The organism is Bifidobacterium sp. UTCIF-39 (assembly GCF_006408715.1).
In the GTDB taxonomy this organism is placed as follows: domain Bacteria; phylum Actinomycetota; class Actinomycetes; order Actinomycetales; family Bifidobacteriaceae; genus Galliscardovia; species Galliscardovia tissieri.
Window position 1 is genome coordinate 1 of the sequence record NZ_JEOG01000014.1, and the last position, 26,327, is coordinate 26,327.

Annotated in this window: 22 protein-coding genes and 1 pseudogene; 8 read left to right on the forward strand and 15 right to left on the reverse strand. The window is 55.9% G+C overall.

The window, feature by feature from the left end; all coding sequences use genetic code 11:
- Positions 1-1,323 precede the first annotated feature (1,323 nt).
- The 3 genes from EP30_RS06850 to EP30_RS06860 form a co-directional block, all read right to left on the reverse strand.
- A complete protein-coding gene (locus EP30_RS06850; RefSeq protein ID WP_140557230.1) occupies positions 1,324-2,511 on the reverse strand; it encodes a hypothetical protein in 1,188 nt (395 codons plus the stop codon).
- 12 nt (positions 2,512-2,523) lie between these two features.
- Entirely contained in the window at positions 2,524-3,171 is a 648-nt protein-coding gene (locus tag EP30_RS06855) for a response regulator transcription factor (RefSeq protein WP_140557233.1), read from the reverse strand.
- Positions 3,172-3,446: 275 nt separating this feature from the next.
- On the reverse strand, positions 3,447-3,821 hold the full coding sequence (locus EP30_RS06860) for a hypothetical protein (RefSeq protein ID WP_140557235.1): 375 nt from the start codon (positions 3,819-3,821) through the stop codon (positions 3,447-3,449).
- 1,224 nt (positions 3,822-5,045) lie between these two features.
- On the opposite strand from EP30_RS06860, the gene trxB reads away from it, so the two are divergent.
- Positions 5,046-5,996: a thioredoxin-disulfide reductase gene (gene trxB / locus EP30_RS06865; RefSeq protein WP_140557238.1), complete on the forward strand. Its 951-nt coding sequence runs from the start codon at positions 5,046-5,048 to the stop codon at positions 5,994-5,996.
- Positions 5,997-6,536: 540 nt separating this feature from the next.
- Entirely contained in the window at positions 6,537-7,625 is a 1,089-nt protein-coding gene (locus EP30_RS06870) for a low specificity L-threonine aldolase (protein ID WP_140557240.1), read from the forward strand.
- 139 nt (positions 7,626-7,764) lie between these two features.
- On the opposite strand, the gene EP30_RS06875 is transcribed toward EP30_RS06870, so the two are convergent.
- The 10 genes and pseudogenes from EP30_RS06875 to rpmH form a co-directional block, all read right to left on the reverse strand.
- Positions 7,765-9,180, reverse strand: coding sequence for a ParB/RepB/Spo0J family partition protein (locus EP30_RS06875; protein WP_140557243.1), 1,416 nt, complete (start codon positions 9,178-9,180; stop codon positions 7,765-7,767).
- Position 9,181: 1 nt separating this feature from the next.
- A complete protein-coding gene (locus EP30_RS06880; protein ID WP_094664710.1) occupies positions 9,182-10,180 on the reverse strand; it encodes a ParA family protein in 999 nt (332 codons plus the stop codon).
- 602 nt (positions 10,181-10,782) lie between these two features.
- A complete protein-coding gene (gene rsmG / locus EP30_RS06885; protein ID WP_140557246.1) occupies positions 10,783-11,463 on the reverse strand; it encodes a 16S rRNA (guanine(527)-N(7))-methyltransferase RsmG in 681 nt (226 codons plus the stop codon).
- Positions 11,464-11,630: 167 nt separating this feature from the next.
- Entirely contained in the window at positions 11,631-12,185 is a 555-nt protein-coding gene (locus EP30_RS06890) for a R3H domain-containing nucleic acid-binding protein (RefSeq protein WP_094664714.1), read from the reverse strand.
- 170 nt (positions 12,186-12,355) lie between these two features.
- A complete protein-coding gene (locus EP30_RS11345; RefSeq protein ID WP_375137742.1) occupies positions 12,356-12,724 on the reverse strand; it encodes a winged helix-turn-helix domain-containing protein in 369 nt (122 codons plus the stop codon).
- The gene (locus EP30_RS06900; RefSeq protein WP_181160832.1) at positions 12,607-13,173 is read right to left on the reverse strand and encodes a helix-turn-helix domain-containing protein; all 567 of its coding nucleotides are present in this window, start codon (positions 13,171-13,173) and stop codon (positions 12,607-12,609) included. The genes EP30_RS11345 and EP30_RS06900 overlap by 118 nt, the downstream gene beginning before the upstream one ends.
- Positions 13,174-13,386: 213 nt before the next feature.
- The gene (gene yidC / locus EP30_RS06905; RefSeq protein WP_094664764.1) at positions 13,387-14,403 is read right to left on the reverse strand and encodes a membrane protein insertase YidC; all 1,017 of its coding nucleotides are present in this window, start codon (positions 14,401-14,403) and stop codon (positions 13,387-13,389) included.
- Between the two features lie 5 nt (positions 14,404-14,408).
- Positions 14,409-14,789, reverse strand: a complete 381-nt coding sequence (gene yidD / locus EP30_RS06910; protein WP_258185408.1) for a membrane protein insertion efficiency factor YidD — start codon at positions 14,787-14,789, stop codon at positions 14,409-14,411.
- A gap of 215 nt (positions 14,790-15,004) precedes the next feature.
- Positions 15,005-15,370, reverse strand: a pseudogene (gene rnpA, locus EP30_RS11140) (ribonuclease P protein component); the annotation flags it as partial.
- A 39-nt stretch (positions 15,371-15,409) separates the two neighbouring features.
- Complete coding sequence (rpmH, locus tag EP30_RS06920; RefSeq protein ID WP_093961566.1) at positions 15,410-15,544, reverse strand: 50S ribosomal protein L34; 135 nt, start codon at positions 15,542-15,544, stop codon at positions 15,410-15,412.
- Between the two features lie 696 nt (positions 15,545-16,240).
- On the opposite strand from rpmH, the gene dnaA reads away from it, so the two are divergent.
- The 4 genes from dnaA to EP30_RS06940 all read left to right on the forward strand — a co-directional run bounded on the left by dnaA (position 16,241) and on the right by EP30_RS06940 (position 21,461).
- The gene (gene dnaA, locus EP30_RS06925) at positions 16,241-17,962 is read left to right on the forward strand and encodes a chromosomal replication initiator protein DnaA (RefSeq protein WP_094664718.1); all 1,722 of its coding nucleotides are present in this window, start codon (positions 16,241-16,243) and stop codon (positions 17,960-17,962) included.
- Between the two features lie 501 nt (positions 17,963-18,463).
- The gene (gene dnaN / locus EP30_RS06930; protein ID WP_140557257.1) at positions 18,464-19,588 is read left to right on the forward strand and encodes a DNA polymerase III subunit beta; all 1,125 of its coding nucleotides are present in this window, start codon (positions 18,464-18,466) and stop codon (positions 19,586-19,588) included.
- A 95-nt stretch (positions 19,589-19,683) separates the two neighbouring features.
- On the forward strand, positions 19,684-20,949 hold the full coding sequence (gene recF / locus EP30_RS06935) for a DNA replication/repair protein RecF (RefSeq protein ID WP_140557259.1): 1,266 nt from the start codon (positions 19,684-19,686) through the stop codon (positions 20,947-20,949).
- On the forward strand, positions 20,946-21,461 hold the full coding sequence (locus tag EP30_RS06940) for a DUF721 domain-containing protein (RefSeq protein ID WP_140557262.1): 516 nt from the start codon (positions 20,946-20,948) through the stop codon (positions 21,459-21,461). The genes recF and EP30_RS06940 overlap by 4 nt, the downstream gene beginning before the upstream one ends.
- A gap of 65 nt (positions 21,462-21,526) precedes the next feature.
- Here EP30_RS06940 and EP30_RS06945 read toward each other — a convergent pair whose 3' ends face one another.
- Entirely contained in the window at positions 21,527-22,078 is a 552-nt protein-coding gene (locus EP30_RS06945) for a PIN domain-containing protein (RefSeq protein WP_140557264.1), read from the reverse strand.
- 18 nt (positions 22,079-22,096) lie between these two features.
- A complete protein-coding gene (locus tag EP30_RS06950; protein WP_094664726.1) occupies positions 22,097-22,510 on the reverse strand; it encodes a helix-turn-helix domain-containing protein in 414 nt (137 codons plus the stop codon).
- 578 nt (positions 22,511-23,088) lie between these two features.
- Here EP30_RS06950 and EP30_RS06955 point away from each other — a divergent pair.
- Both EP30_RS06955 and EP30_RS06960 read left to right on the forward strand, forming a co-directional pair.
- Positions 23,089-24,534 (forward strand): hypothetical protein, encoded by a 1,446-nt coding sequence (locus EP30_RS06955; RefSeq protein ID WP_140557266.1) that lies wholly within the window; start codon positions 23,089-23,091, stop codon positions 24,532-24,534.
- Positions 24,535-24,652: 118 nt separating this feature from the next.
- Positions 24,653-26,134, forward strand: a complete 1,482-nt coding sequence (locus EP30_RS06960; protein WP_140557268.1) for a WD40 repeat domain-containing protein — start codon at positions 24,653-24,655, stop codon at positions 26,132-26,134.
- Positions 26,135-26,327: the final 193 nt, after the last annotated feature.

Below are 26,327 nucleotides of genomic sequence, written 5' to 3' on the forward strand. Positions count from 1 at the left end.
CCCGAGCGGCACCACCGAGGTGAAGCTCAACAAGATCGTGAAGACGCAGGACCTCGTCATCTGGGTGCCCGTGGATACCACCCCCGAAGGCGGCCTCTACTTCAACAGCGTCAAGGTGTACTAGTCCCGTGTACTAGTCCTGTGCGTTAGGCGGATCGTCCCATACCGATTCGGTTTCGGTCCGCCTATCCCACTTCGGCCTAGTTCGGTCCGGTTCAGTCCGGTTCAGTCCGTCTCTGTTCTGCTTCGCTCTGCCTGCCCTACTCGGCTCAGCTCAGTTCGATCTGGTTCGCACGGTTCAGTACGGCACAACCCTGCCCATCTCGACTCGACTGCCCCTTCCATCGCAGCCCGGTCCAGTCAGTCCGTCTCACTTCGGCAACCCCGTATCAGCTGACCGTTTCGTTTCGGCACGATACGATCAGCAGAGAATGGATACCCCCGATCCCGTTCATATATCAGCGCATACCGTACCCGTCAGTTACGCATCTGACCATGGTGCGCTCAACCCCAGCCCGACACGCTTCCGCTGCGGGTCTGATCATGATTGCAAACAGACCCGCAGTCAACGTGTCCTCTCACTGCGGGTCCGTCACGACTCCACGCAAAACCCGCAGCAAACACCGCTTCCCACTGCGGGTCCAACAATCGCCTTCGACAAACCCACAGCAAGCGCCCTGCCACGCTACGGGTCCGAACATGCACACACTGAATCCACATAAACCCTGCCCCGCCATTGTCGAAGCCAGTACACGTATAGATCAAACCGCCACAAACACCACGGAAGCCGCCTGAATGCTTATCCGACACATGCATGCGTTGCATAAGCATTCAGGAACCCGTCCCATGCTTATGCAACGCATGCGTACGCCACATAAGCATCGAGAGAACTGTCCGATGCTCATTGGACGCACGCATACAACGCATAAAGCATCCCGGGAATCGTTCGGTTCCCATTCGGCACATACGTGTGTCAGAGGAGCACCCAGAAAACCATCCGATACCTATGTGACGCATACATACGTCACAAACAAGCCCCCCGGAAAACTGGCCAATGCTCATCCGACACACGCACACGTCAGATAGGAATCAGGAGAAGCGCCTGATACCTGTTTGACGCACGCACACGACCGAGGGGAAGCGAACAACCCCGTCCATGCTCATCCGGCACAAGTACGCCCCAAAACAAGTACCCGGGAAACCACTCAGTGCTTATCTGACGCACGCATACGACTCATAAACACCGAGGAGCCCGATCGGCCATGATTCGAGTAGAGAACGTAACCAAGCTTGCTCATCGGCTACGGTGCTCATCGGCTACGGTTATGGTTCTGGATCGGTTTGCAACGGGAGTTTAATCGACAGCACCCATAGTCCATCCGACTCCTCGACCGCGAGCGTTCCTCCGCGTTCGGATATCGCCTGGCGGTATCGCGCCAACCCCGAATGCATGCCTGATGTGATCTCCCCGTTGAATTGCGTATCATGCTTCGGCATATCCGCAACATCGATCAGCAGTATCCGTTGCCCCTCGTGGCGATCGTTAATGCCGACCGATATGGAATACGGTAATGCTGGATCCGCGTATTTACGAATATTCCCGAGTATCTCGCGAAACAGATCCTTGATGAATCGAGCATCTTCTCGATGAAGATGAATATTCATATCCTGAGGGAATAAGACCGTCCCAGAAATACCAACACGATTGAGATGTCGTTGTTCGTCATCACAAATAACATATACACTTCGTAAACTTGCATGAAGTCCAGTGCCAATTGGCGATTGATTATCAGTCTGAGACTGTTCCAACATACGAATTATTCGACGCGTTTGCATCAGAGCATCATCAATGGAACGCTTAACATCCTCCATGCCCCTCTGGCTCTCATTTGATTTCGAGAAACCAGATATCTGATTCAACGACAATAACGCATCCACGAGATCGTTGGTTACGTAATCATGGAGATTTCTGGCAATAACGTTCAGTTGTTGCTGTCGCTTTACTTGCACAAGTGCCTCATTGGCAATTTTTTGTCTTCTGAGAAAAAAGCCGGATAGAAAAACAAGAACTACGAATGTAGTAAAAGAAACAATTTCTCCGTCGACGAAGAATGACGGTCTATACAATATCTTTCCTACTATTTGCGCAGACCAGATAACTGCTGCAACCGTGGCTCCACGCAAAGAAGAAACAAACGACGACGCCCCTATAGCGAATAGCGCAATGGTAGTAGTCATCCATCCCGTAGGATTACTAACCAATGATGAGATTACCCATAGTGCTGAAACAGCCCAAACACCAATATTCGGACGCAAACCAAAGAGAATGATGCTGATCGCATCACTGATGCAAATGAATATGGAAAACCAGTCATTCATTTGCCAGACAAGCAGCAGATCATCTATTACAACTAGCGGAAGACAACAAAAAGAAATGATGGAGATCCATCCGTATGGAAAGAACCGCTCTTTACCTTTGCGTATCAGTTGCAAATATTTGTCAGATACCATCGTACAACTTTTTCAAAGTATATTCAGATGATCACAATATGCGATCACTTCTGACCAATTATCTAAGTGAAACTTTTTCTTTATATTCCTCCTATGCGAAAAAAATGTATCCTCGCTGATATTCAAGCGTTCTGCAATTTCCTTTGTAGAGGATTTGGCTTTGTATAGTTTCAATATCTCTAACTCTCTGGCAGAAAGCCCTGAAAGAACATCAGCCATATTCGAATGCTCCAAGGCGACATATTCCTTCACTGCATAAAAGTTAGAATTCTCCGGATACTTATCTCCAGCGGCTAGGCGCAATAGCAGTGGCTCAAGATTCGACGACAACTCTCTTTTATCAACCAGAGCCTGCGCGCCGGCCTGGCGCAAAGCCTCTGCATAGACGGCTGAGTCATATGAAGTCATACCCGCAATCGCAGTTACACTGCCAGACTGCCGAATGCTGGAAGTCACCTGCACACCGCTGATTCCGTTAAGAGCCATATCGATCAGCATGACGTCCGTTACGGGCAAAACGGAACACCGGGCTATTGCCTTGGCGGGATTATCGGTATACCAGATATCCAGATTCTCTCCCGTTTTCCGCTGATAATTCAGCAACATTGCGCGGATGCCGTTAATGGCAAAAATATCGTTATCCAATATCCCAATACGCATTTACCCCTCGCTTATTAATTTTCGCAACGAACCTTCAAGACTTCAGAGAGCAATACCACTGTAGCCATTCAGGGCATGGCTGCCGATTTCGAATAGTAGCGGAGATAACGGAAGTTTCATCCGCACAATCACTCACAGTATATACTGGTGAAAAATTGCATAGTACTATAGCAACAATCGATACTAGTATTCTCATTGTATTGTCGAGATGGTCCGTATACGCAAATGGTTGCCGCATGGACATTGAATATCCACACGACAACCATCAATAATGATTAGCTCTTACTGATTTTCCTAAGATAAACCAATTGAGCAATTGCAAGAACAGTCAGTAGAACTTGTCCGATACTGCGAATTACAAATTCGACAGTTCCCGAAATCGGTAGATCCACGATACGTGAGGCAACGCACACCCAACCGATCACCGCAAGAATATCGCCCAATATACGCAGCACCTGGTTCTGATACAGATCATTGTGAAGAATGATGAAGAACACGGCTCCGAATACGCAGAGCCCAATCTGCACTGCGATTCCGATAGCACTTCCCTGAATGGCATCCGGGAGGGATCCCACGAATGACACCACCGCCAGCAGCACCATCACGCCAATGATCATCACCAGCAATCGCCGGTCCTGCTTGCCACCCATAACGACCACCTTCACTTCCTTGTTGGGTCGGTTTTTTTCAAGCGTATCGCGTATCGGTGGGGGGGGGCCAGCTGGTTTGCAGGAAACCTGCAAACGCGACACGCCGGACTACGGTCCTGTATGTCGGGCGTAGGAGATTATCTGGCCGTCCGACTGACACGACGAACAGCATGCACGATATGCACTGTACCGGCACGCCAACCGTGGATTTACCCGTGCCTGATATTGAAGCTGCATCACCCGCTGCGGGTCCGATCATAATCACAAACCGACCCGCAGCCAGCCCACCCCTTCACTGCGGGTCTGCAATAACGCCGCGCCAAACCCGCAGTCGATGCTTCTTCTCACTGCGGGTCCGATCATAATCACAAACCAACCCGCAGCAAGCGCCCCTCCCCACTACGGGTTCCACGCAAATGGAACGCACATCCGCAGCCGACGCCCCGCCATTATTGGAAAACGGTACGTATATGGCGCACGCCCACGTCACGAAAACACCACACAAACGCCTGAATGCTTATATCCGGCACATGCGTGCGTCGGATGCATTCAGGAACCCGCCCCATGCCTATAGCATGTACCAGTCAATGAGCACCGAGATGGCTGCCCGATGCTCATTTGACACATATTCCAAACAAGCAACCTGGAAACCGATCGATGCTCATCCGACGCAGGCATACGTCCAACAAGCACCAGGGGAAGCGCCCGGTACCTATATGACGCACACGCATACGACACATAAGCACCCAAAGAATCGTTCAGTGCTCATCCGGCACACGCACATGACAAACAAGCACCCAGAAAACCGTCTGGTGCTTATACGACGCACGTATACGTCAAATAAGCATCAAGCAGCTTTTTCAATGCACATTTGACGCACGCAGACAGCCAAAAGGAAGCGGACATCCCCCGCACATGCCTAAATGACGCACGCATGCATCTAATAGGCACCCGAGCCACACATCGCCTCCACCCCCGCCAATGAGCCTCGGCATACGGCGACGCCGCCAACCCCGCGCCATCGGCGGCGGCGTCAACCTAACGACACCGCCTAACGCAGCCAACTAACGGCAACATCAACCTAACGACACTACCCTAGCGGCATCAACCTAACGGCAACATCAGCATTCCTCCCCGTGGTCACAATCGCCGCCCATGGTCAAGTTCGCCGATTCCGCTAACGGTGATACGTGGAATCGATACGGGCACGGTAGGGTGGGAAGCATGAGTGACATTCGTGACGCAATCATTATCGGCTCTGGCCCTGCAGGGTACACGGCCGCCATCTATCTCGCTCGCGCCGGCTACCAGCCGCTGGTGATCGCCGGCGTGCTGACTCCCGGCGGACAGCTCGTCAACACCACCGAGGTGGAGAACTTCCCCGGTTTTCCCGAAGGCGTGCTCGGCCCGGATCTTATGGACCGCATGCGCGAACAGGCGGAGAAGTTCGGCACCATGATCGAATACGACGACGTGACGTCGGTGGACTTCTCCGACACGACGCCCGGTGCCATCAAGACCCTGCACACCGACGGCGGCAATGAATATCAGACCCGTACAGTGATCGTCGCCACCGGATCGGAGCCGCGCAAGCTCGGCGTCCCCGGCGAGAAGGAGTTCTCCGGCCGCGGCGTCTCGTACTGTGCCACATGCGACGGATTCTTTTTCCGCGACAAGCCGATCGTGGTGGTCGGCGGCGGCGATTCGGCCATGGAGGAGGCGGATTTCCTGTCCCGCTTCGGTTCGTCGGTCACGATCGTGCATCGTCGTGATGAATTCCGTGCGTCGCGCATCATGATCGAGCGCGTGCAGCAGAATTCGAAGATCGAGTTGGCGATGAATTCCGTGGTCGACGAGATTCACGGCGATGATGAGAACGGTGCGACCGAGGTCGTGCTACGTGACGTGGTGTCTGGCGAAAAGCGCACGATTCCAGCGAACGGCGTGTTCGTGGCGATCGGTCATACGCCGCAGACCGCGTTCCTGAACGGTGCGCTCGACCTGGCGGCGGACGGCACGGTGATCGTCGACGGCGGTTCCACGCGCACGTCGGTGCCCGGCGTGTTCGCGGCCGGAGACAACGCGGATTCCGTGTATCGTCAGGCGATTTCCGCGGCCGGCATGGGCTGCCGTGCGGCACTGGACGCGCAGGCGTATCTGGTGGAGGCCGAGTAGTCAGTCGGATACCAGACTCGGTTGCTTGATACTGACGCTGATTCGTCGTGATGAGACGATCAGCGTCAGTTCGCATATGGCAACTACGGCGACACTGGTCCGAACGACAGCGTCATACCGAACGCGGATCATCAGACGATAAGAACAGGAGTGATCCGTGCCATCGCGATCGAACGTCATGAAACAGGCGAACGCCGACATACCCACATGAACATCGTCGGTGCAGCATGAAACATACCGACATCGTTTGATTCACATGAAACATTCGCAAATGCGTTGTTTCTCATGGCGTATCGGAGCACAACAGCACACCACACACCACCAAGCCACATCAACGCACACACCACAGTCCGCACCACAGCACACAGCACCACGCGTCCCACAAATAGGGAAGAAATCCCACATGCACTATCGTGGATACGAGCACCGACTATACGGATCGTGTTCGGTAGTCTTCCATCCGATGACCCCGCATGACCGGCAATGCGGCGCGGATCATGATCAACGTGATACACGTGACACAGGAGGGGGACCGGACACATGTTGTCTTTTGAAAACGACTACAGCGAGGGCGCGCATCCGGCTATTCTGCAGCGGCTCATCGACACGAATATGGAACAGATCACCGGCTACGGCATGGATCAGTACTGCGAATCCGCCAAGGAGCGCATTCGTACGGCGTGCGGCTGTCCGGATGCGTCGGTCTGGTTCCTTGTAGGCGGCACGCAGACCAATATGACCGTGATCGACACGATCACCCCGCCCTATTCCGGCGTGGTGGCCGCTGAATCCGGTCATGTGAACGTACATGAGGCGGGCGCGATCGAAGCCACCGGTCATAAGGTGCTCACGCTCCCCCAGCACAATGGCAAGATCGACGCCGCTGAACTCCGTGATTTCTGCGCCACGTTCTACGCCGACGACAACTACGAGCACATGGTGTTCCCCGGCAGCGTCTATGTTTCACAGTGCACCGAGTACGGCACGCTGTATACCAAGACAGAGCTGGAGGCCATCGCGGACGTCTGCCATGAGTACGGCATTCCGCTGTTCGTCGATGGCGCACGACTCGGGTACGCGCTCACCGCGAACGGCAATGACGTAACGCTTCGGGATCTGGCGCGTATCTCCGACGTGTTCTATATCGGCGGCACCAAGGTGGGTGCGTTGATGGGCGAGGCCGTGGTGTTCCCGCGCGGCAATGCGCCCGCACACTTCCTGACGCTGGTCAAGCAGCATGGTGCCTTGCTGGCCAAGGGCTGGCTACTCGGCGTGCAGTTCGATACGCTGTTTTCTCCGATCGCCCCGGCGAGTGCCGCATCCGATATCGCCAACAGCAGCAGCAACGACCCAGAAAACACGATCCTCTACACGCATATCGCCCGCAATGCGAACGTGGCCGCCGAACGGATTCGCGCGGCGCTCCGGGAGAAGGGCTACCGGTTCGCGTTCGAGGCACCGACGAATCAGATCTTCGTCGTTCTGGATCAGCCGACCATCGACCGACTGAGCGAACACGTCCGGCTTGGATTCATGGAAAAGTACGATGACACGCATTCGGTGATGCGCATCTGCACCAGCTGGGCCACCACCCCCGAACACGTGGACCAGCTGATCGCCCTGTTGTAGACAAGATCACCCCATATACACCACCAACAATGGCTCCCTGTGTGGAACAGGGAGCCATTATGTTTCATGTGAAACGCTGCGTGAAACAGTGAATCAGCGGAACGGCGGATCAGATTCCTGATCAGCCTGATCAGCCTGATCAGACCCAGCCGTCGTTGTTGCCGGTGCCGGCGTTATCGCGACGAGCGATGGACAGCAGCTGCACGATGCGGTCGAAATCCTCCTCCGACGCGAACGTGATCTCGATGCGGCCCTTCTTCTTGGTGCCGCGAATCGCCACCTTGGTGTCGAACTGGTTCTCCAGCGAGTGCACCATGTCGGAATCGGACCATACGTTCTTGCGCGGCTTGCGCTTCTTCCGGTCCGGATCCTTGGCGGCCTCGGTCGCCACGATCTCCTCCACGGACCGCACGGACAGCCCTTCGGCGATGATGCGATCGGCGAGCGCCTCCATCTGCTCGGCCGTGGGCAGGCTCAGCAGTGCACGCGCATGGCCGGCCGACAGCACACCGGCCGACAGTTTCTTCTGCACGGATGCTGGGAGCTGTAGCAGTCGCAGCGTGTTGGCGATCTGCGGACGGGACTTCGACACGGACTTCGACAGCTGCTCCTGGGTGAGACCGAATTCGTCCAGCATCTGCTGGTATGCGGCGGCCTCCTCCAGCGGGTTGAGCGCCACGCGGTGCAGGTTCTCCAGCAGCGCATCGCGGAGCATGTCGTCGTCGGACGTGGTCTTGACGATCGCGGGAATCTCAGTGAGTCCGGCGAGCTTGCTGGCGCGCATACGACGTTCGCCCATGATGAGCTCGTAGGCGGCGGGCTTCTTCACGGTGATGGACTTCGCCGCGCGCCTGCGTACGACGATGGGCTGCAGTACGCCGACCTCCTTGATCGAGCGCGACAGTTCCATCAGTTCGTCCTCGTCGAAGATCAGCCGTGGCTGATGTTCGTTGGGCATGATGTCCTTGATCTGCAGCTCGGCGAGGTAGCCGCCTTCCACCGGCTTGATGTCATCGTCGCCGCTGGCGGATTCTGCCGGCGCGGATACGGACAGCGTGACCGCGGATGCGGGGACTTCGACGGCGGGCTCGTCGGCCGGCGTTTCCGTTGGCTGGGTGGCAACGGGCGCGGACTGTGCGTCAACGGACGGCACCGATTTCGTCTGCGATGGCGCGGGCTGGATGGCAGACGTAGCCGGCGCGTCACCAAAGAACATGTCGCTGGGGTGATCGCTGTGGGTCAGCGATCCCACCAGAGACGGCATGCTCGGACGACGATTCTTGCCGGAACGCTTCGTCGAACGTGCGGGTGCGGACGCCTCGTCGGACGCGGACGAGGACGAAGACGCGGCGGACTTCACATCAGCGGACTTCGCTTCGGCACGCTTCCGAGCCGTTGCGGACTTCGCCTTAGCCGGTTCAGCAGCGGTCGAAACCGGGGCGGGAGCCACCGGAGCCGGCGCGGGCTTCGGGATTCCCTGCAGTTGGGATTCGTCGGGGATGGTCGGGAACAGCGCCCCCAGTCCCTTGCCCAAGCGACGTGAACGCGTTGCCATATCAGTCACCATTCCTTCGTGCTGCGATAGTCTTCAGAACTCTTTCGGAACGCTTGGCGATCTCCAATGCCGCCTCACGGTACGCCACCGCACCCGCACCGCTCGCGTCGTATGTAATTACTGACTTGCTGAAGCTCGGCGCCTCCGCGATCTTCACCGCTCGCGGAATCGTGGCGTCAAGCACAATGTCGGGGTAGTGCTCCTTCACTTCGTCGTACACATCCTGGCTCAGGATCGTACGACGGTCGAACATGGTGATGAGCATGGTGGAGATGATCAGATTCCTGTTGACCGTGCTCTGGACCAGTCCGATGGTCTTGAGCAGCTGGCCCAGACCCTCCAACGCATAGTATTCGGCCTGGATCGGGATCAGCACCTCGTGAGCCGCACACAGTGCATTCAGCACGAGCAGACCCAGGCTTGGCGCACAGTCGATGAAGACGTAGTCATAGTGGTCGTCGGTGTTCTTCAGATATTCGACGATGGTGTCGCGCAGCAGGAACGTGCGGTTCTCCAGATTCGCGATCTCCAGCTCGGCACCGGAAAGATCAATCGTGGACGGCACGATCTCCAGTGTCGGGAAGTCCTCGCACGACAGTTTCACGTCGGCGATGGTCAGACGGCCTTCGAGCACGTCGTACACCGACGGGCTACCGGAGGAATGCTCGGCGCCAAATGCGGTGGACGCGTTGCCCTGCGGGTCCATATCGATGACCAGCACACGGGATCCGGTGTCGGCGAGCGCCGCGGCGAGATTCACCACGGTCGTGGTCTTGCCCACGCCGCCTTTCTGATTGGCGACTGCAATCACGCGGGTTTCGGACGGCTGAGGATAATGCGCTTCGTTGAGCTGTTGGCGCCTGCGGGCGAGATCCGCCAGCTGGGATCCCATCGAAGAGGAGGATCCGTCGCTGAAGATGCGGTTCAGCACATCGTTCGTTGATTCGATATGCTGCTCCTGACCATCGGCCTGAGCTGTTTCACGTGAAACATTCGCCATGGTTTACCTTTCTTGTTTCAAATATCTTCGATTGTATCCGAACCGGATTCCCATTGTGGTCATCACACACCGACAACGCAAGTCAAACCAACCGTTGTGGGCGAATGTGGATAGCTGTGGACAGAAATGTGGAAAACCTGCCGAAAACGTCGTTTTCGAACCATTCAGCAATCGTTTGCGAAAACCCTCTAACCGTTGTAATTTCAACGATTTGACAGTGACTAAAAAGTTATCCACATTTTTATTTAAGTTATCCACAACTTGTCCACTGCAGAGTGTGTATAACACGCTGTCGATCGGCAACCGGATCCGTGTCCACCTGATGACCAATAACGACGTCGACTGTCACGGGCATGTTTCCCGTCGACATATGGATTGATTGTACGTGCGCACACGCTGTTTCACGAGTACGCCACCGAGTACGCCCTGCCCATCGACCAGCATCCCACCGTCTCGATGTCGGCACCGTCAATGCCTAACCAGTGCCATCACAGTCTGACATACAACTGCATAACACAAAACCGCGCCCTGATCACCGCTGAATCACTTCAATCCGATGATCAGGAGCGCGGTTCACAACGACAACGCCTATCGACTCCGGCCTATTTCCTATCCACGAGCACCACGTGCGTGGATTCCAGACCAGGACCCACCGGAGCATCCACCACACGCGGATCACGGCCCTTGGCACGTAGAATCATCTTCATACCCTTGTCGATCTCATCCTGCGCGGTACGTCCCTTCAGCGCCACCAGACGGCCACCGGTCCGCAGCAACGGCATGGTGAAACCGGCAAGCTTGCGCATGGGCGCCACCGCACGACAGGTGACCACGTCAAATCCCTCCCCCGGCTTCTTCGCGTCCTCGGCACGGGCGTGCACAATACGAACGTTCTTCAGATCAAGATCGTGCACGACCTCGCTCAGCCAATCCACACGACGCTCCATCGGCTCGATCAGCGACACCGTCACCTTCGGCAGGCACACCGCCACGATGATGCCGGGGAATCCGCCGCCGCTGCCCACGTCGGCGAGCTGACCGGTGGCGTTCAGACGACCATTGCCGTCCGCATCGTCGGGCACGCCCAGCGCGTCAAGCACAAACGGCACCACGGCCGCAGAGTTGAGAATGTGACGTTCCCAGAGAATATCCACGTCACGGGGGCCGATCAAGCCGCGCGGTTCGCCCTCGCGTTCCAGTTTCCCGTGAAACACTCGGAGCGGAGCCGCGGCGGCACCCAACACCTCGTCAATGATCGGCGAACCTTCAAGCTGATCCGTCATCGTCTCTTCATCCTTTTCGACGGCAATCGGCCGACGCCAGCCCATACCGCATCGCACCTCAAGGCACGACTCGGCCGGCGTCGTATTCCATCTCGTTCGTCTTGTTTATCTCGTTCGTTGTATTACCGGTACCAACTAAATTACCGGTACCCACTACCGAATTCCGGCTACTCCTCGACCTCGTCCACGCCGTCATCAGCCACATCGGCGTCCGCGTCCGCGGCGTTCTCGCTGGCCTTGCGGTACACCGTCACATAGCGGTGCGGCTCCTCACCGTGGGAGCGGGACTTCAGACCCTCCTCACGCACAGTGTCGTGGATGATCTTGCGCTCGAACGAGTTCATCGGATCCAGCGACACCGGTTCGCCGGTCTCACGCACCTCGTCGATCGCGTCCAGCGCCATGTCCTTCAGACGCTGACGCTTACGCTTGAGATAGCCGTCCACATCGATGATCAGATGCGAGCGCTCGCCGGTCTTCTGCTGTACCGCCAGACGGGTCAGCTGCTGCAGAGCGTCGACCACCTCACCCTTGTTGCCGATCAGGTGCTTGATGTCCGTGTCATCATCCGCCACGATCTGCACCACCGGACGGTTGTTCCTCACACCCATCTCGATATCGCCCTCGTAGTCGACGATGTCCAACAGACCCTCAAGGTAATCGGCGGCGATATCAGCCTCCTCATTGAGCTGATCGATCGTCTTCTCATCCGTCTGAGACATTGCAACTCCTTAAAAGACACAGTTGAGTGCAAGTCTAATCGCACTCGCTTCACGACACCATTCCTCACCTTACACGTCAAAAGCTACGTAGTCGGTGAGCGTCGCAACATGATGACAAAAACGCCATGCACCGTCATATTGCCAATGACACGTTATGCGCCCGTATCATATCAATCGCAATCCGACTGCGGCGGAGAGAGGACAGTCCACCGACCGCGCTTATCAGAGCCCTCGCGGGAAATGAGCCCCTCTTTTCTCATCGTTTGAAATGTTCGCCATACCGTGCTGTAGGACACATTCAACGCGAATGCCGCTTGTCGGTAAGTAAGCGTTGGATTTCTGCCGATCAATTCCAGAAGACGTCGTTTTCTCTCCGCTATGCCAGTTACAGTCTCAGTTACAGTCTCAGTTACAGTCTCAGTTAGGGTAGATACCTGTTCATCAGCATCATGCGCAGTTTCATGTTCAATCCCCTCATGATCGGATGCATCATCGGCAGGAGATCGATCCGGAAGTCGGACAATTTCAGATACCGGTATACACATTGCTCGTTGAAATGGTTCTGTTTGCGAATATGCATCTGCGCGATCTGCGTTTCGCTGGTGATACTCCGATCCACGTCGTCTACCCGATCATAGATCACGTGTTTGAAACTGACGACGGATGGACCGGCTGGAACCCATACGCGAATCACCAGTTTGTCATCGTATTCGATACGTTCGGTCTCGATTGCCGGCGCGACATTGAACACCTTGGGATTATTGACCACATTCACCAAATTACGTTCGATGGACATAGCCTGTCCGCGATTAATGCCTTGAACAGTACCATCATCAAGCACACCGAGGAAAATCGATCCGCCGAACCGGTTGTTGAACGAGCACACCGTCTCGAACACGTCCGGTTCAGGCTGAACACCACAGCGCTTGAACTCGACCGAGATGTTCTCTCCACGTTCCAGCACGGCAGCAAGTTCTGCAGCATTCATATCTTCTCCCCGGGTCGTCTGTCCGTTCAGTGTATCGCAGAAAAAACGACAAGGACGCGACCGCATCCCACCGCCGGGAGGACAAAAACCAGACGCCACGCATCAAAGAGCGCGGATCGTGCGATATACACGATCCGCGCTCTTATCAATCTCAGGCAGAGTAGCCGCGCGCTGCAGTCTGACTACAACAGGCCGGGCAGGCTCAGACGCAGACTACTTCTTGCGCTTGTTCTTCTTGCGGCTGGGCTGCTGACGCTGGTGGCCCTTCTCGGCTCGCTCGGCCTCGGCGGCCTTGGCCTTGGCGAGCTCCTCCTCCTCGATCGTCGGCAGGCCCTGACGTTCGCGGCGACGCACCTCGCGGGCGTGCACGCGCTTGGCACGGGTCTCGGCGGCCGGGGAGCCCGGCGTGGGCATGTGCTCCACCTGAATGATGGTCTGGGCCAGCGTCCACACGTTGTTGGTCAGCCAGTACACGAGCACGGCGAACGGGAAAGCGATACCGGAGAAGATGTACATGACCGGGAAGATGAATGCCATCGAGCGCTGCATGTTGTACTGCTGGCCGCTCATGGACTCACGCGGCAGGTTGCGGCGCAGGTTGTAGTACTGCGACAGGAACATGGTGCCGCACATCAGGGCGATGAACACGCCGATCGTGATGCGACCGGAACCGCTGGTCGTGCTGAACATATCGGCCAGGCTCACGTTGAACACATGCGTGGCCTCGATGTCCTTCGCCACGTCCACGGTGAACGCACCGTACGGGTCCTTCACGCCGCGGGCGATGTAGCTCACGGAGGAGAGCACGTAGAACATGGTCATGAACACCGGGGACTGGATCAGCGCCGGCACGCACGATCCCATCGGATTCGCGCCGGTGTCCTGGTAGAGCTTCATCGTCTCGCGGTTCATGGCCTCGCGGCTGGCGGGATCGGTCTTGCCCTTGTACTTGTCCTGGATGTGCTTCAGCTTGGGCTGCAGAGCCTGCATCTTGCGCATCGAGTTCATCTGCTTGACGAACAGCGGGAGGATGCACAGACGCACGAACACCACCAGCAGCACGATCGACAGCACCCATGCGATGCCGGGGCCGTCCTGGAAGCCGATGAACGTCAGTGCCTCATGGAAGATGTTCAGCAGATGCGTCATCAACCATTCGATGGGATACAGGATCTTGTAGAAGAACGCGAAAAAACTGGCGTTATCCAGATAGAACACGTTCTGATTCAGCGGTGTCACGGGATTGCCTCCTCGGGTTTCGACACGATGGGATCAATGGATCGTTGGGCTTGTTGATTCGAAGTCGTTGGTGCGGTGTCCGTTTCATAGCCCAGCGGCGTGAGCCGGGGCTCTTCGTGGGCCTTGGACCATCGGAATCGATAGAAGATCGAGAAGCGTTGGGGAACGTCGTCGATGCCGCCGCGACTCCACGGCCGGCATCGCATCAGTCGTAGTATGGCCAGCACACCGCCACGGACCGCGCCGAACCGTTGTATTGCGGTGAGCGCGTAGTGCGAACACGATGGATAGTATTTGCAGCACGGTCCGAACATCGGCGATATTCTTCGCTGATACCAGCGGATCGCCGAGGCCATGCCCCGCACCACCGGATTCATGATCATTCCCGTACCGACGAGGATTGCGGGACCATTTGATTTCCGTTCGCGACCGGCTTTCCCGGCGTTTGTCCTGCGGTTTCGTTTGCCGTCGTACTCTGGTTCTCGGCGAGCGCTGGGTTACATGAAAGACCAGTCTGTATCACAGACTGTCGTTTCCGCCCATGCTCCGATCGAGACGCTTCTCCCCCAGACGGCCGACCACATTGCTGTGATCGCGAACAAACACGCTCAAACAGTTTGGACGCCTGCTCGTCAAGCGAAGCGAACTCCGCATGCGCGGCGCTGGGTTTGGCACGGATTACCACGTCGCACTGCTGCGGCAGCAGGTCCTCGTACCGTGCCGCCAGCACGCGCAGGCGACGCTTTACCCGGTTACGGGTGACCGCCTTGCCCACCGCCTTGGATACGGCAAGCCCCAGTCTGCGCCCCGACAGGGACGGACCGTTATGAGCGTCTTCACTGCTGCCGTCAATGTGAGGTGCGCAAACAAGAAAATGGACCACAAGATCCTTACTGGATACTTTGGTCCTTTTCTTCAACACCCCAACGAAGTCGCGGTGGCTTTTCAGCCGTTCCACTTGGGTTCCGACGTGCCTTTGCGTCAATCAGTACGCGAATCAGGCGGACAGAACCTTGCGGCCCTTGGCGCGGCGACGGTTGATCAGAGCGCGGCCGGAACGAGTGCGCATGCGGGCACGGAAGCCGTGCTTCATGTGACGACGACGGTTGTTGGGCTGGAAAGTCCTCTTCATAGTTATGCTCCCGGTTTTGGCCATGCGAAGGCATGGCTATCTCATTGAGTCAATCTTCTCCAAGATACAAGGACCAGTGGTCCGAGTCAAACCGGAAGAAGGGGTAGCGGCAACCGGACTCGCCGACTTACACGGTATCTTCACATAGCTTCTGATATGACCACCATATCGGTCCGAATATCGTTGTTCACCATGACGATACGCGCCGTTCGCATAGGAACAAACCGGACTGCACTGCAAAACGGAAAAACGGCGTAAATCGGTGTGTGGCGGGCGATTCACGACAGCAGCACGACCACACGGATAGTTCAAGGAAGACGAGGAGGATGGCAATCGGCAAGTGGTCTTCGATTCCGAAGCCGGCAGGCCGAATCCAGTTCCAGCATCCCGCCCACTACGTATTTTTCATGATCTGAAGTTATGCACATTTATCCACAATTATCCCCACAAGGGGCTGTGGATAACTCAAACCGTCAATAGAAATCGTTGGAATCATGCGGTTTTCATACCCGAAGTTATCCACATTTTGGCCTCAAGTTATCCACAGAACCTGTGGATATCCTCGAAGAGCCTATGGATTTCAACACGCAAGCTTGTGGATAACTTCGTCGGAAGGGCGTATAAAAGTATATCTGCAGAGATGTGTGTGGATAACTATGCGCACACACAACAGACGAAGACCATGAAGGAGGGGCCATGAGCTCGGACACCGCGACGCCGGCCGAGGATGCGCAACGCATCTGGGCGACTGCCTGCAGCAGCCTGCGTCATGACGATACTCTCACTCCTCGCGACATGAGCTGCGTCGAAGATATCACGCCCGTCAGCGTCTTCGACTCCATGATCGTGCTCAATGCGTCCAACGAGATCACCCGACTGACCATTGAGAACAAGGAGGCGGTGCTGCGCGCGCTGCAGGCGGCAAACGGCGGAGAACCGCTGGTCCCGCTGATCAAGATTGTTCCACCGGCATCAGCCTCCAGGGGAGGCAAGTCCTCAGCGAAGCAATATAAGGACAAGAAGGCCGCCACCACCGATGACGCGCCGACCGCACCGGCGACGCGTGGCAACGTCGGGAGGAACGCGGCCGGTGTGGCCGGATCGGCGGCATCCGCATCGAAGGCGAACGCGTCGGTAACCGATCGCGATGTGCGCAAGGGACTGCGTGATCTGCCGTCGCCAGATCTTCCGGCATCCGCTCAACCAGCCAAACAGCGTGCACAATTCGCTCCGATGCCAGGTTCCGGCAAGTTCGTGCAGGAGAAGCTCGACGATTTCGCCGACGTGCCGACCAGGGATCAGATCGAGCGAACGATTGCAGTTCCGGGTGTTCCCGCCGGCGGAGCCAAGGTCGCTCGCGATGAGGAGACGCATCTCAACCGCAACGCCACATTCGAAACGTTCGTGCCTGGCGACTCCAATCGATTCGCTCGTGCCGTTTCCCTGGCCGTGGCCGAGGCGCCTGGTCTGTCGTTCAACCCGCTGTGTATCTATGGCGGTTCCGGATTGGGCAAGACCCACCTGCTCAACGCGATCGGCAACTACGCGCTGAGTGAGAATCCCCGGCTCAAGGTGCGGTACGTCAACTCTGAGGAGTTCACCAACGAGTTCATTGAATCCCTGCAGGGCGAAGCCCAGACGAATGGTCTGATCGCCGAGTTCAACCGTCGTTACCGCGAGGTGGATGTGCTGCTGATCGACGATATTCAGTTCCTTGGCGGCAAGGAGGCGACGCTCGAGCAGTTCTTCCACACGTTCAACGCGCTGCACGACGCCAACAAGCAGATCGTGATCGCATCCGATGTGGCGCCGAAGAACCTGAAGGGGTTCGAGCAGCGTCTGATCTCACGGTTCGATTCCGGCCTGTCGGTGGACGTGAAGCCTCCGGATCGCGAGACCCGTATTGCAATCCTTCGCATGAAGGCGCAGATCTCCAATCTGGAGATCCCGAACGACGTGCTGGATCTGATCGCGGAACAGGTGACTGACAACATCCGTGAGCTTGAGGGCGCACTGACCCGAGTCACCGCCATGGCGAGCCTCAATAACCAGCCAATCACCAGGATGCTGGCCGAGCAGACACTGCAGGATTTCTTCACCACCGAGGTGGAGATCAAGCCGACCGACATCATCACGCAGGTGGCCCAGTACTTCCAGCTCACCTTCGATGATCTGGTGGGACCGTGGCGTGCCAAGAACGTGGCGCTGGCCCGGCAGATCGCCATGTACATGACACGTGAGATGACCAGTCTGTCTCTGGTGGACATCGGCGAGATCTTTGGCGGTCGTGATCATTCCACGGTGATGCACGCATGCAAGAAGATCCAATCTGGCATGGCGCAGAAGCGGGAGGTCTACAACTACGTCAACGAGCTGACCGGACGTATCAAACGGCATAGCAACCCCGGAATGGGATGATTGCGAAACGTTTGGAACAGCGTGTCTGCGGCAGCCATACGAGTTATCCACAGGCCGGGCCGGTTTCGCGGTCCAACACGCCGGTGGATTCCCGTTTTTTCGGAAAGTTATCCACATAGTTATCCACTTCATCGGCGAAAGTCCGTGGATAACACCCAATTTTCCTGTGGATAACCGGCGAAAAAACCGTTGATAACCAGCCCCAAAATGTTGAAAAATCAAGGGTTTCCGTGCAACTGTGGATAACCGGGTAAGTTATCCACATGCCATCCAGAAGTTATCCACATTCCAAAGAGCGCGATAATGCAAGCACTCGTAAGGGTAGTTCAAGTTATCCACAGTATCCACAGGGCTTATTATTACGATTACTTGTTTATCTTCTTAGGATGATCATGATCGTCATAAGCAAACCTTGCCTCTGGGGATAACCTCTGACCCACACAGGTAGAATTACGTTCAGCAACATTTATCGTTCACAACACACGAGGGATAAGAATTCTTATGAAGGCAGAAGTCAACTCCGCATCTCTCGCCGATGCAGTCGCATGGACATCACGAGTGATTCCGGCACGTCCTGCAACGCCCATCCTGTCCGGCGTCAAACTGGAAGCCATCGACGGCACACTGCAACTTTCGGCATTTGACTATGAGGTCTCCGCACGTCATCACATTGAAGCTGGCATCGATGAAGCAGGAACAGCAGTGGTGCTGGGCAAGATGCTTGCGGACATTGCCAAGAGCCTGCCGGCTGAGAAGGCGTATCTCAGCACTGAGGGATCCAAGCTGACCGTAACCTCTGGCAAGTCGTCGTTCTCACTACAGCTTATGCCGGAGTCCGAGTATCCGGATCTGCCGGTCGTACCGACCACACTGGGCCAGGTCGATGCCGATACGTTCGGTCATGCGGTCACTCAGGCTTCGGTGGCAGTGGCCCGCGAAGAGAACCGCCCGGTGCTGACCGGTGTGAAGATGCAGTTCAACGGTGACCGCGTGGTGATGACCGCCACCGATCGTTTCCGCCTTTCCCGCGCCAGCTTCACTTGGACTCCTCAGGATCCCGACCTTGACACGGTGGCTCTGGTCCGCGGTTCGCTGCTGCGCGATGTAGCTCGATCCCTTGACACCAGCCAGAATGTGGTGCTCGATTTCGACCAGGAGAAGCAGTCGCTGATGGGCTTCGAGAACGCCGGTCGCGTGTCCACCGCCCAGCTGATCGATGGTGAATTCCCTGCCGTCGACCGTCTGTTCGCCGACGAGTATCCGATTCATGCGGTCCTTAATCGCAATGATCTGATCGATGCGATTCGTCGTATGTCCATTGTGACTGAGCGCAATGCCCCGATTCGTATGGTGTTCGCCGGCGACGAGGTGGTGCTGTCCGCAGGTGCCGCCGACGAGTCCCAGGCGACCGAGTCGCTGGCCGTCGACATGGATGGCGATGAGATCACCGTGGCGTTCAACCCGAACTATCTGATCGACGGACTGTCCGCGATCTCCGAGCCGTATGTGCGTATGAAGATGACCACCGCCGTGAAGGCCGTGGAGTTCAACGGACAGCAGGAGGCCGATGGCGACGAATCGCTCGACTACCGTTACCTGCTCGTGCCGATGCGTTTCACCGACTGATCGTCATCGACCCGCCGGGTGTGATTGAGTGTGACATGTAACATTCGATCACACCCGATCAAACCAACCAAATATGCAAAAAGGTAACATTTCTCATGTTCGTTTCTCGTTTGGTGTTGGATGACTACCGTTCCTGGCATCAGCTCATGCTCGACTTCGCGCCCGGGCTGAACGTGCTGTTCGGTGCCAATGGCCTGGGCAAGACGAACATCGTGGAGGCTATCGAGGTTCTGTCCACCGGAGGCAGTCACCGAGCTTCGAGCTCGATACCTCTGGTCAAGGCCGGTGAGAAGACCGCCGTGATCCGTGCGAACGTGGACGATGACGGGACGATCACCACGTACGAGGTGTCGATTCCGGCCCGCGGCGCAAACCGTGCGCGGATCAACTCCGGCAAATCGCTGTACATGCGCGACGTAGTGGGCAAGGTTCCGTCGGTCACCTTCTCACCCGAGGATCAGCGCCTGATCTCCGCGGATCCCGCCACGCGGCGTGCCTTCCTCAATCAGGCGGCCAGCCAGCTGCGTTTCGACTACTACGAGACGCTGCAACGGTTCAATCAGACCGCCAAGCAACGGTCCACCCTGCTGCGCCAGCTCAGTCAGCAGCAGATGGCGGGACGACCCGTGGATGCGGCGTTGAGCGGATTGGAGATCTGGACGGGGCAGTTCATCGAATCGGGCATGGCACTCACCAGACTGCGTCGGCAGGTGGTGGAGCGGCTGAGCGAGCCGTTCTCGCGTATCTATCGGCAACTGGCAGGCGACCGCAATCAGGTACGCATGATCTATGCGCCCTCGTTCGAGGAGGTGCTCAGCGTGCCGCAGGCACTGATGCAGGAAACGTCGTCGTCGGAGTCGGCGGCAACCGCAACTCCTGATCTTGACATGCAGGTGCATGCGGCGATCAGCCGGCACTTCCAGCGCATTTACCCCGGTGAAGTGGCACAGGGACGGAATCTGATCGGACCGCATCGTGACGATCTGATCGTGGAACTCAACGGCATGCCGGCACGCGAATATGCGTCAAACGGCGAAATGTGGACGCTCGCCCTCGCCCTGCGCATGGCCGTATTCGAAACGCTGTCCGCCGAACGAGGGACGACGCCCATCCTGATTCTTGACGATGTATTCGCGCAGCTCGACGAATCCCGACGTCGTCAGATCGTTGATTTTGCTGGGAAACAGAGTCAGGTGCTCATTACCATGGCCGCGCGTGGCGATCTGCCGGATGGCTTGGAAAACGGGGACGCCGGACCGGTCGCCATGATCGACGTGGGTGAGGTGGCGGACCGCATGGAGGCCCTGTTCGCCGTGCCTGATGTCAGCCAGTTCATGCCGAACAAGGACGATGAGCAGTGAGTGCGTCGAGTACCGCGCCGATCGCGGAGATCCTCAAACTCGATCCGCGGCGTCTGGAATCCGAGATCTTTGAACGCTATACGCAGCGTGCCGCAGGCATTGCCAAGCGCAAGGAACGCGCCTACGAAGCGTGGATGAATTTCGGTAAACCCGGCCGCGACCCGAACACACTCGGATCGGTGCTGGCCGGCATCGCAGTGCGTGACCATTGGCGTCCGCATCTCATGATCGCGCAGCTCGGTCGGCACTGGGACCAAGTGGTGGGTGCCGGCATCGCACGGCATACGAGCGTCGCCTCGTACGAGCGTGGCGTGCTCACCATTCGTGCGGAGTCCCCGGTATGGGCCACGCAGCTCACGTACATGATTCCGCAGCTTAAGGAGAAGATCGCGTCGCGGTTGGAGGGTATGCCGATCGACCGTATCGTCGTCACCGGCCCCCGTGCCGACACCGTTCGTCATGGCTCCAACGACCGTCTCACCGGCCAGTGGCGTCCCCGCGGTCGATCCTGATAGGGGTAATGGTTCGAGAGCGCTCCCCGTCCCACCGACGTTGCCGGTGCAGTCGACTTATCGAATCACCTGCTCCATACCGTCGGCGAACCCATTGAGACGCACCTGCGTAGATGTTCCAGTTCCTCACTCATAGTCCGCGGCGGATTGTCTTTGCTGGCAACGACAGCATGCATCGCGTTCATGATGCTCTCCTGGTCACGTTCCAGCATCGCGCTTAGGAACTCATCGGGATGAACGGCCTTCACCGCGTATCGTGCAAGGTCTGCGTCCGGGAAGTCCTTGAGATTATAGGTGACAATGTAATCGGCGTCGGCCACCAGAGCGGCGGCGAGCACATGCCGGTCATCCGGATCCGGCAGTTCAATTGCTGATTCAAGGCGGCTCCAGCCATAGACGCAATGGGTGGGATTCATTGGCGTAATGAACGACAGCAGACGATCCACCTGTTCCGGCGTGCGTCCGCGGCGTTCGATCAGCGCACGGCGTGCCTCCTCCAGTATGCGCTCGGACCATACGGCATCGATTACCTGCCGCTCATCCAGCGTGAGCATGATGTCCAGCAGCCAGACCGCCGGGAAGATGTTGGCATCAAGCAATACGACGAGTTTCGTCACGATACGATCTCCGATGCGTCAGTCGAAATTGGCAACGTAGGCCGCATCATCTTCGTCATACAGACCCATCTCCATAGCCGCGCGGCGCATCGATGACAAGGACTGCTCCATACGCTCGCGCTCACGCCGCTGATAGTCCATCACGTCGGTCACATCCACCATGCGACGACCGGTGGCACCGTTGCGGGTGAACGGGAGTCGGCCGGAATCGAGGATGCGTGCCACTGTACGGGCCGAGCAATTCAGCAGTTTCGCAGCCTCGCCAGTCGTGATCATACGACGCTGACCCATGACGCCAAGAGCAGCGTTCAGCGCGGCCTCGTATGCTTCGGCGTTCAGCTCCACAACGTCACCATCGGCGTTGACAAGAGCTCTGTCTCCACGCGGAATCGTCGTTCCCTTAGACTGGGGCATCTCAAGTACGGCAGTCATGGTTTCTCCTTACGTTGACACTATCCTATCAATTCCTGACAAAACTGACAATAGTTCGTAATAGTCGTAAGAGTTGACCAACAGACTCATCCAGGTGGTCAGGTTTGCGATGTCGGTTACGGGAAGTGTGTGATGGCGCTGGAGTTGGCCATAATCGACGTGGGCGAGGTGGTCGACCGTATGGAGGCCATGTTCGTCATGCCTGATGTCAGCCAGTTCATGACGGACAAGGACGCTGGACGGTGAGCTCTTCCGGGCGCCGTGCCGATCACGGAAGTTTTCAATGCTATACGCGGTGTGCCGCAGGCATCGCCGTGCGTGACCATTGTCGTCCACATCTCATGATTCCGCAGCTCAGGGAGAAGATCGCATCGTCGTCACCGGTCCTCGCGCCGACATCGTCCGTCACGGCTCCAACGACCGTCTCACCGGCCAATGGCCTCCCCGCGGACGATCCCGAAGAATGTGTTGACATTGCATCGAAGACAAGTCGAATCCGGAGCTCAAATTCTTTCACCTGATTTAGATAGAGGTAGAATACTAGTGTCTCCGGTCGGATGCATTATATGGAGAAGAATATGGTCGCAAACCGCTGTGCGAGAAAGTGCAAATCATATATTGCCATTCTTCTCAGCATTCTCGTATTCTTCTCCTCATCCTCCCTGGCATTTGCGGAAACGTCCAGCAAATCACCCATCCCCGCGAATGCTCAGGTATTGGATAATCCGAATTGCATTATTTCTTATCCGGACCAATTGGAATTATCTCCGGATGAGAAAACTATCTACGTGTTCACCGGTATTGGCGGGGCAGGTAATACCATATGTGTTATTGACACGCAGTCCATGCAGATCCGAGATATTGTAACCCTCCCCGGCCCTAATGCAGGAGATTATTGGAGTCATCCTGTCTTTTCCCCTGACGGGACAACCCTATATAGCCTCTATAAGGCCGATGATCGGAATGAGGCCATAGCGGCAATCAACACGACAACGCTCACCATTTCTCGCACATATCCGCTATCTGGGGGTGGGCACTTTAAACTTTCACAAGACGGCAAAACTCTCGTCGTGCTCGAGGGATGGCCGGAGGACTTCACTATTCCAGAGCTACGTACTATAGCAACAGATGATGGCACAAGTACTCAACCCATACTCTTGCGGGGCCACAACCCGGTCATACAATCACTCTCACCCAGCGGAAGGAATTTATATATTCAAGAAACCGAAAAACAGGGAACTGCATGGTTGAAATCCATAGATACCTCTACCGGAGCATTCAATGACGTTGCTGAATTACATGATCGAAGCTATTTGATTTCCGCTGAAACCGCCGATCATAGCACCCTCTTTGTTTCAGGAAAGGATAATATTGTTGCAATACATACCGACAGCAAAAAAGTGACTCCGCTGATACAGGAACAACATTCCGTAACGCATCTGTCGGCTTCGAAAGACGGCAATCACCTCCTCATCAATGAATCGATTCGTGACGGTAGTGGAAACGTCATCAAGTCAAATACAAGAATCATCAATACCGTCACTGAAGCAACATTAGCCAATACAGATGAGTACCTAACTGCGTTAAGCAAGAAAGGAGATTTTGCATATGGGGTTTCCCTACCGGATGATGAGCAAGCTTACACAATAAAAACCATGATTTTATCCACGAATTCACAGCCGACAGTACAGTCGGTGACTGTTCCTCATCATCCTCAGTATTCACAGCAATATCAATTAGGATCATATGAGATTTCCTCTGACGGAAAAACTATTTATCAGGTATTCGTCAGCGATCATGCAGTAACCCATGCCGGTTATGCAGATGCGAATGAGCCAGGATATCTGATGGCCGTTCGCATGCCGGCGTCGGCAACGACACCGCCTGAAGTTGTCGTTGCCGACCATTCCGAAGATCGACGAGCGGCCGTCTTTGCCATTGTGACGACTATCGCGATCGTCATCTTCGGCTGTGCGAGCATAACTGTGTACCGTCATTTACGTAGAGCCAATATCAGACGGTAATGCTTATGTACATCTTTTTTATATTACGAAATGCCTCTGATGTGGGGGCATTGTAGTAACTATCGACGTTGATAGTATTCGATAGTGATGGCATGCCGGTTCACGAAAGGTGGACGCGATGATCAATGATAAACGCGGGATTCGCATCCTTATATATGTGATGATGCTTATGGCAGTCATTCTCGGCATCGCGCCCGCCCTTCCGGTGAACGCTTCAACCCCCCCCCAGACTCAAGTCGCAACTCAGAAAACGCTATCCATTCATGATCCATCCTGCCTGAGCTCGGATTCCATCAATCTCACGCTCAGCCCAGATGGGAAAACCGCATATGTGTTCACGCGAGGAAGTACCATTTGCGCGATTAATACCGAGGACATGTCCATTCGTCATATTATTCACACACCTGCAGATAATAATTCCTATATACGAATTCAATCACCCGTTTTCACCTCGGACGGGAACACCATGTTCACTTTATGCTCGGATGATGCAGCGCTCCGTATTGTCGCGATCGACACCCGGACATTTGAAGTGCAAGACCTGTCCTCCGTTTTGGGAAGAGACACAGGGATGTTCGACTTGTCTTCGGATGGCTCACGGCTGTTTACTATCGGTACGGACGGTGCAGGTCAATGGCAAATGCAGGAATATGACATAGCGAAGAGAACCGTCATTGCCAAACATCGTCTTGAATATCCTCACAGCATAGGCGGCGTGAAAGGATACGCAGTATCCCCTGATTCCAGTCACTACTTTGCCTCATTGGATACTGATCCCGGAGAGATCAACCAGGGCAAACTGATATCAATAAACACTGCAGATGGCTCAATTAGCGATCTGTCATTTGACGTAGCCTCATCAAGACCTGAGATTACAGAGGATCGCAAAACAATATATGTGTTGTCCAGAGATAAAAAATCCATCATTGCGGTCAATACGATAGAGAACACGGCATCTCAGATTTATACAGCACCAAATGGTGAAAAAATCGATGGACTGGAACTATCTGGTCAGGATAATGCATTGATGTTCACCGAGAACAACAGCATCTCTCGAGTGCTCGACACCAAAACCGACGATGCGACCTACTCTACGCGTTATCAGCATGGAGATTTTATATCTCCCGATGGAGCCACGATCTATGTCACCGACACCTTCTTGGACCAGAAGACACATGCAGTAAAGCTACTTGTTCAATCGGTCAGTATCGATGCAACAGCAGACCAGCAGAAATCATCATCCGTCGAAGTCTTCAGTTTTCCCGATGACAACTCACCGCAGAAAGAATTCCAAGCGATGTTTTCCTCGGATGGAAGTCTGTATCTACTGTTCACCGGAGCCGGAGGCGATGGCACTCAACCCAATGACTATACCGATCCGATGAAATCTGGAATCCTGTTGAAGGTGCATTCGAGCATGTTTTTGGAATCGGCGAAGAGTCCCCGGATTTCAGCGTCTCCGCAGTCGGAGAACGGTTCAGTGAGGACGCAAGGCAGAGCTGCTGCTGTAGCTGTTGCCGTCGGCTGCTGTGTTGCCATCATTGGTTGTATCTGCATTGCTGCAGAACGCTATGTGCGAAAGTCGAAGTCGGTGAGATAGGGCGTTTGCCCTTCGAAGTCGAAGATGCGATGTGACCGCGCTTAGCCGGGTGGCGCGTTCCCCCGTGAGTCCGGATGCTGAGGCGGGAAGTGAAGGGTGGGCGGATATTGGGGTATATACGGGCGAGGGTCCGGAGATGGTAGTACCCTAATCTCAGTATGTAAAACGCGCGTATGGCCCCATATTTCGAGAT

Bases quoted from the DNA above. Each gene is read 5' to 3' on its own strand.
- EP30_RS06850 (WP_140557230.1), bottom strand. From the start codon at position 2,511: ATGGTATCTGACAAATATTTGCAACTGATACGCAAAGGTAAAGAGCGG.
- EP30_RS06855 (WP_140557233.1), bottom strand. From the start codon at position 3,171: ATGCGTATTGGGATATTGGATAACGATATTTTTGCCATTAACGGCATC.
- EP30_RS06860 (WP_140557235.1), bottom strand. From the start codon at position 3,821: ATGGGTGGCAAGCAGGACCGGCGATTGCTGGTGATGATCATTGGCGTG.
- trxB (WP_140557238.1), top strand. From the start codon at position 5,046: ATGAGTGACATTCGTGACGCAATCATTATCGGCTCTGGCCCTGCAGGG.
- EP30_RS06870 (WP_140557240.1), top strand. From the start codon at position 6,537: ATGTTGTCTTTTGAAAACGACTACAGCGAGGGCGCGCATCCGGCTATT.
- EP30_RS06875 (WP_140557243.1), bottom strand. From the start codon at position 9,180: ATGGCAACGCGTTCACGTCGCTTGGGCAAGGGACTGGGGGCGCTGTTC.
- EP30_RS06880 (WP_094664710.1), bottom strand. From the start codon at position 10,180: ATGGCGAATGTTTCACGTGAAACAGCTCAGGCCGATGGTCAGGAGCAG.
- rsmG (WP_140557246.1), bottom strand. From the start codon at position 11,463: ATGACGGATCAGCTTGAAGGTTCGCCGATCATTGACGAGGTGTTGGGT.
- EP30_RS06890 (WP_094664714.1), bottom strand. From the start codon at position 12,185: ATGTCTCAGACGGATGAGAAGACGATCGATCAGCTCAATGAGGAGGCT.
- EP30_RS06900 (WP_181160832.1), bottom strand. From the start codon at position 13,173: ATGAATGCTGCAGAACTTGCTGCCGTGCTGGAACGTGGAGAGAACATC.
- yidD (WP_258185408.1), bottom strand. From the start codon at position 14,789: ATGAATCCGGTGGTGCGGGGCATGGCCTCGGCGATCCGCTGGTATCAG.
- rpmH (WP_093961566.1), bottom strand. From the start codon at position 15,544: ATGAAGAGGACTTTCCAGCCCAACAACCGTCGTCGTCACATGAAGCAC.
- dnaA (WP_094664718.1), top strand. From the start codon at position 16,241: ATGAGCTCGGACACCGCGACGCCGGCCGAGGATGCGCAACGCATCTGG.
- dnaN (WP_140557257.1), top strand. From the start codon at position 18,464: ATGAAGGCAGAAGTCAACTCCGCATCTCTCGCCGATGCAGTCGCATGG.
- recF (WP_140557259.1), top strand. From the start codon at position 19,684: ATGTTCGTTTCTCGTTTGGTGTTGGATGACTACCGTTCCTGGCATCAG.
- EP30_RS06950 (WP_094664726.1), bottom strand. From the start codon at position 22,510: ATGACTGCCGTACTTGAGATGCCCCAGTCTAAGGGAACGACGATTCCG.
- EP30_RS06955 (WP_140557266.1), top strand. From the start codon at position 23,089: ATGGTCGCAAACCGCTGTGCGAGAAAGTGCAAATCATATATTGCCATT.
- EP30_RS06960 (WP_140557268.1), top strand. From the start codon at position 24,653: ATGATCAATGATAAACGCGGGATTCGCATCCTTATATATGTGATGATG.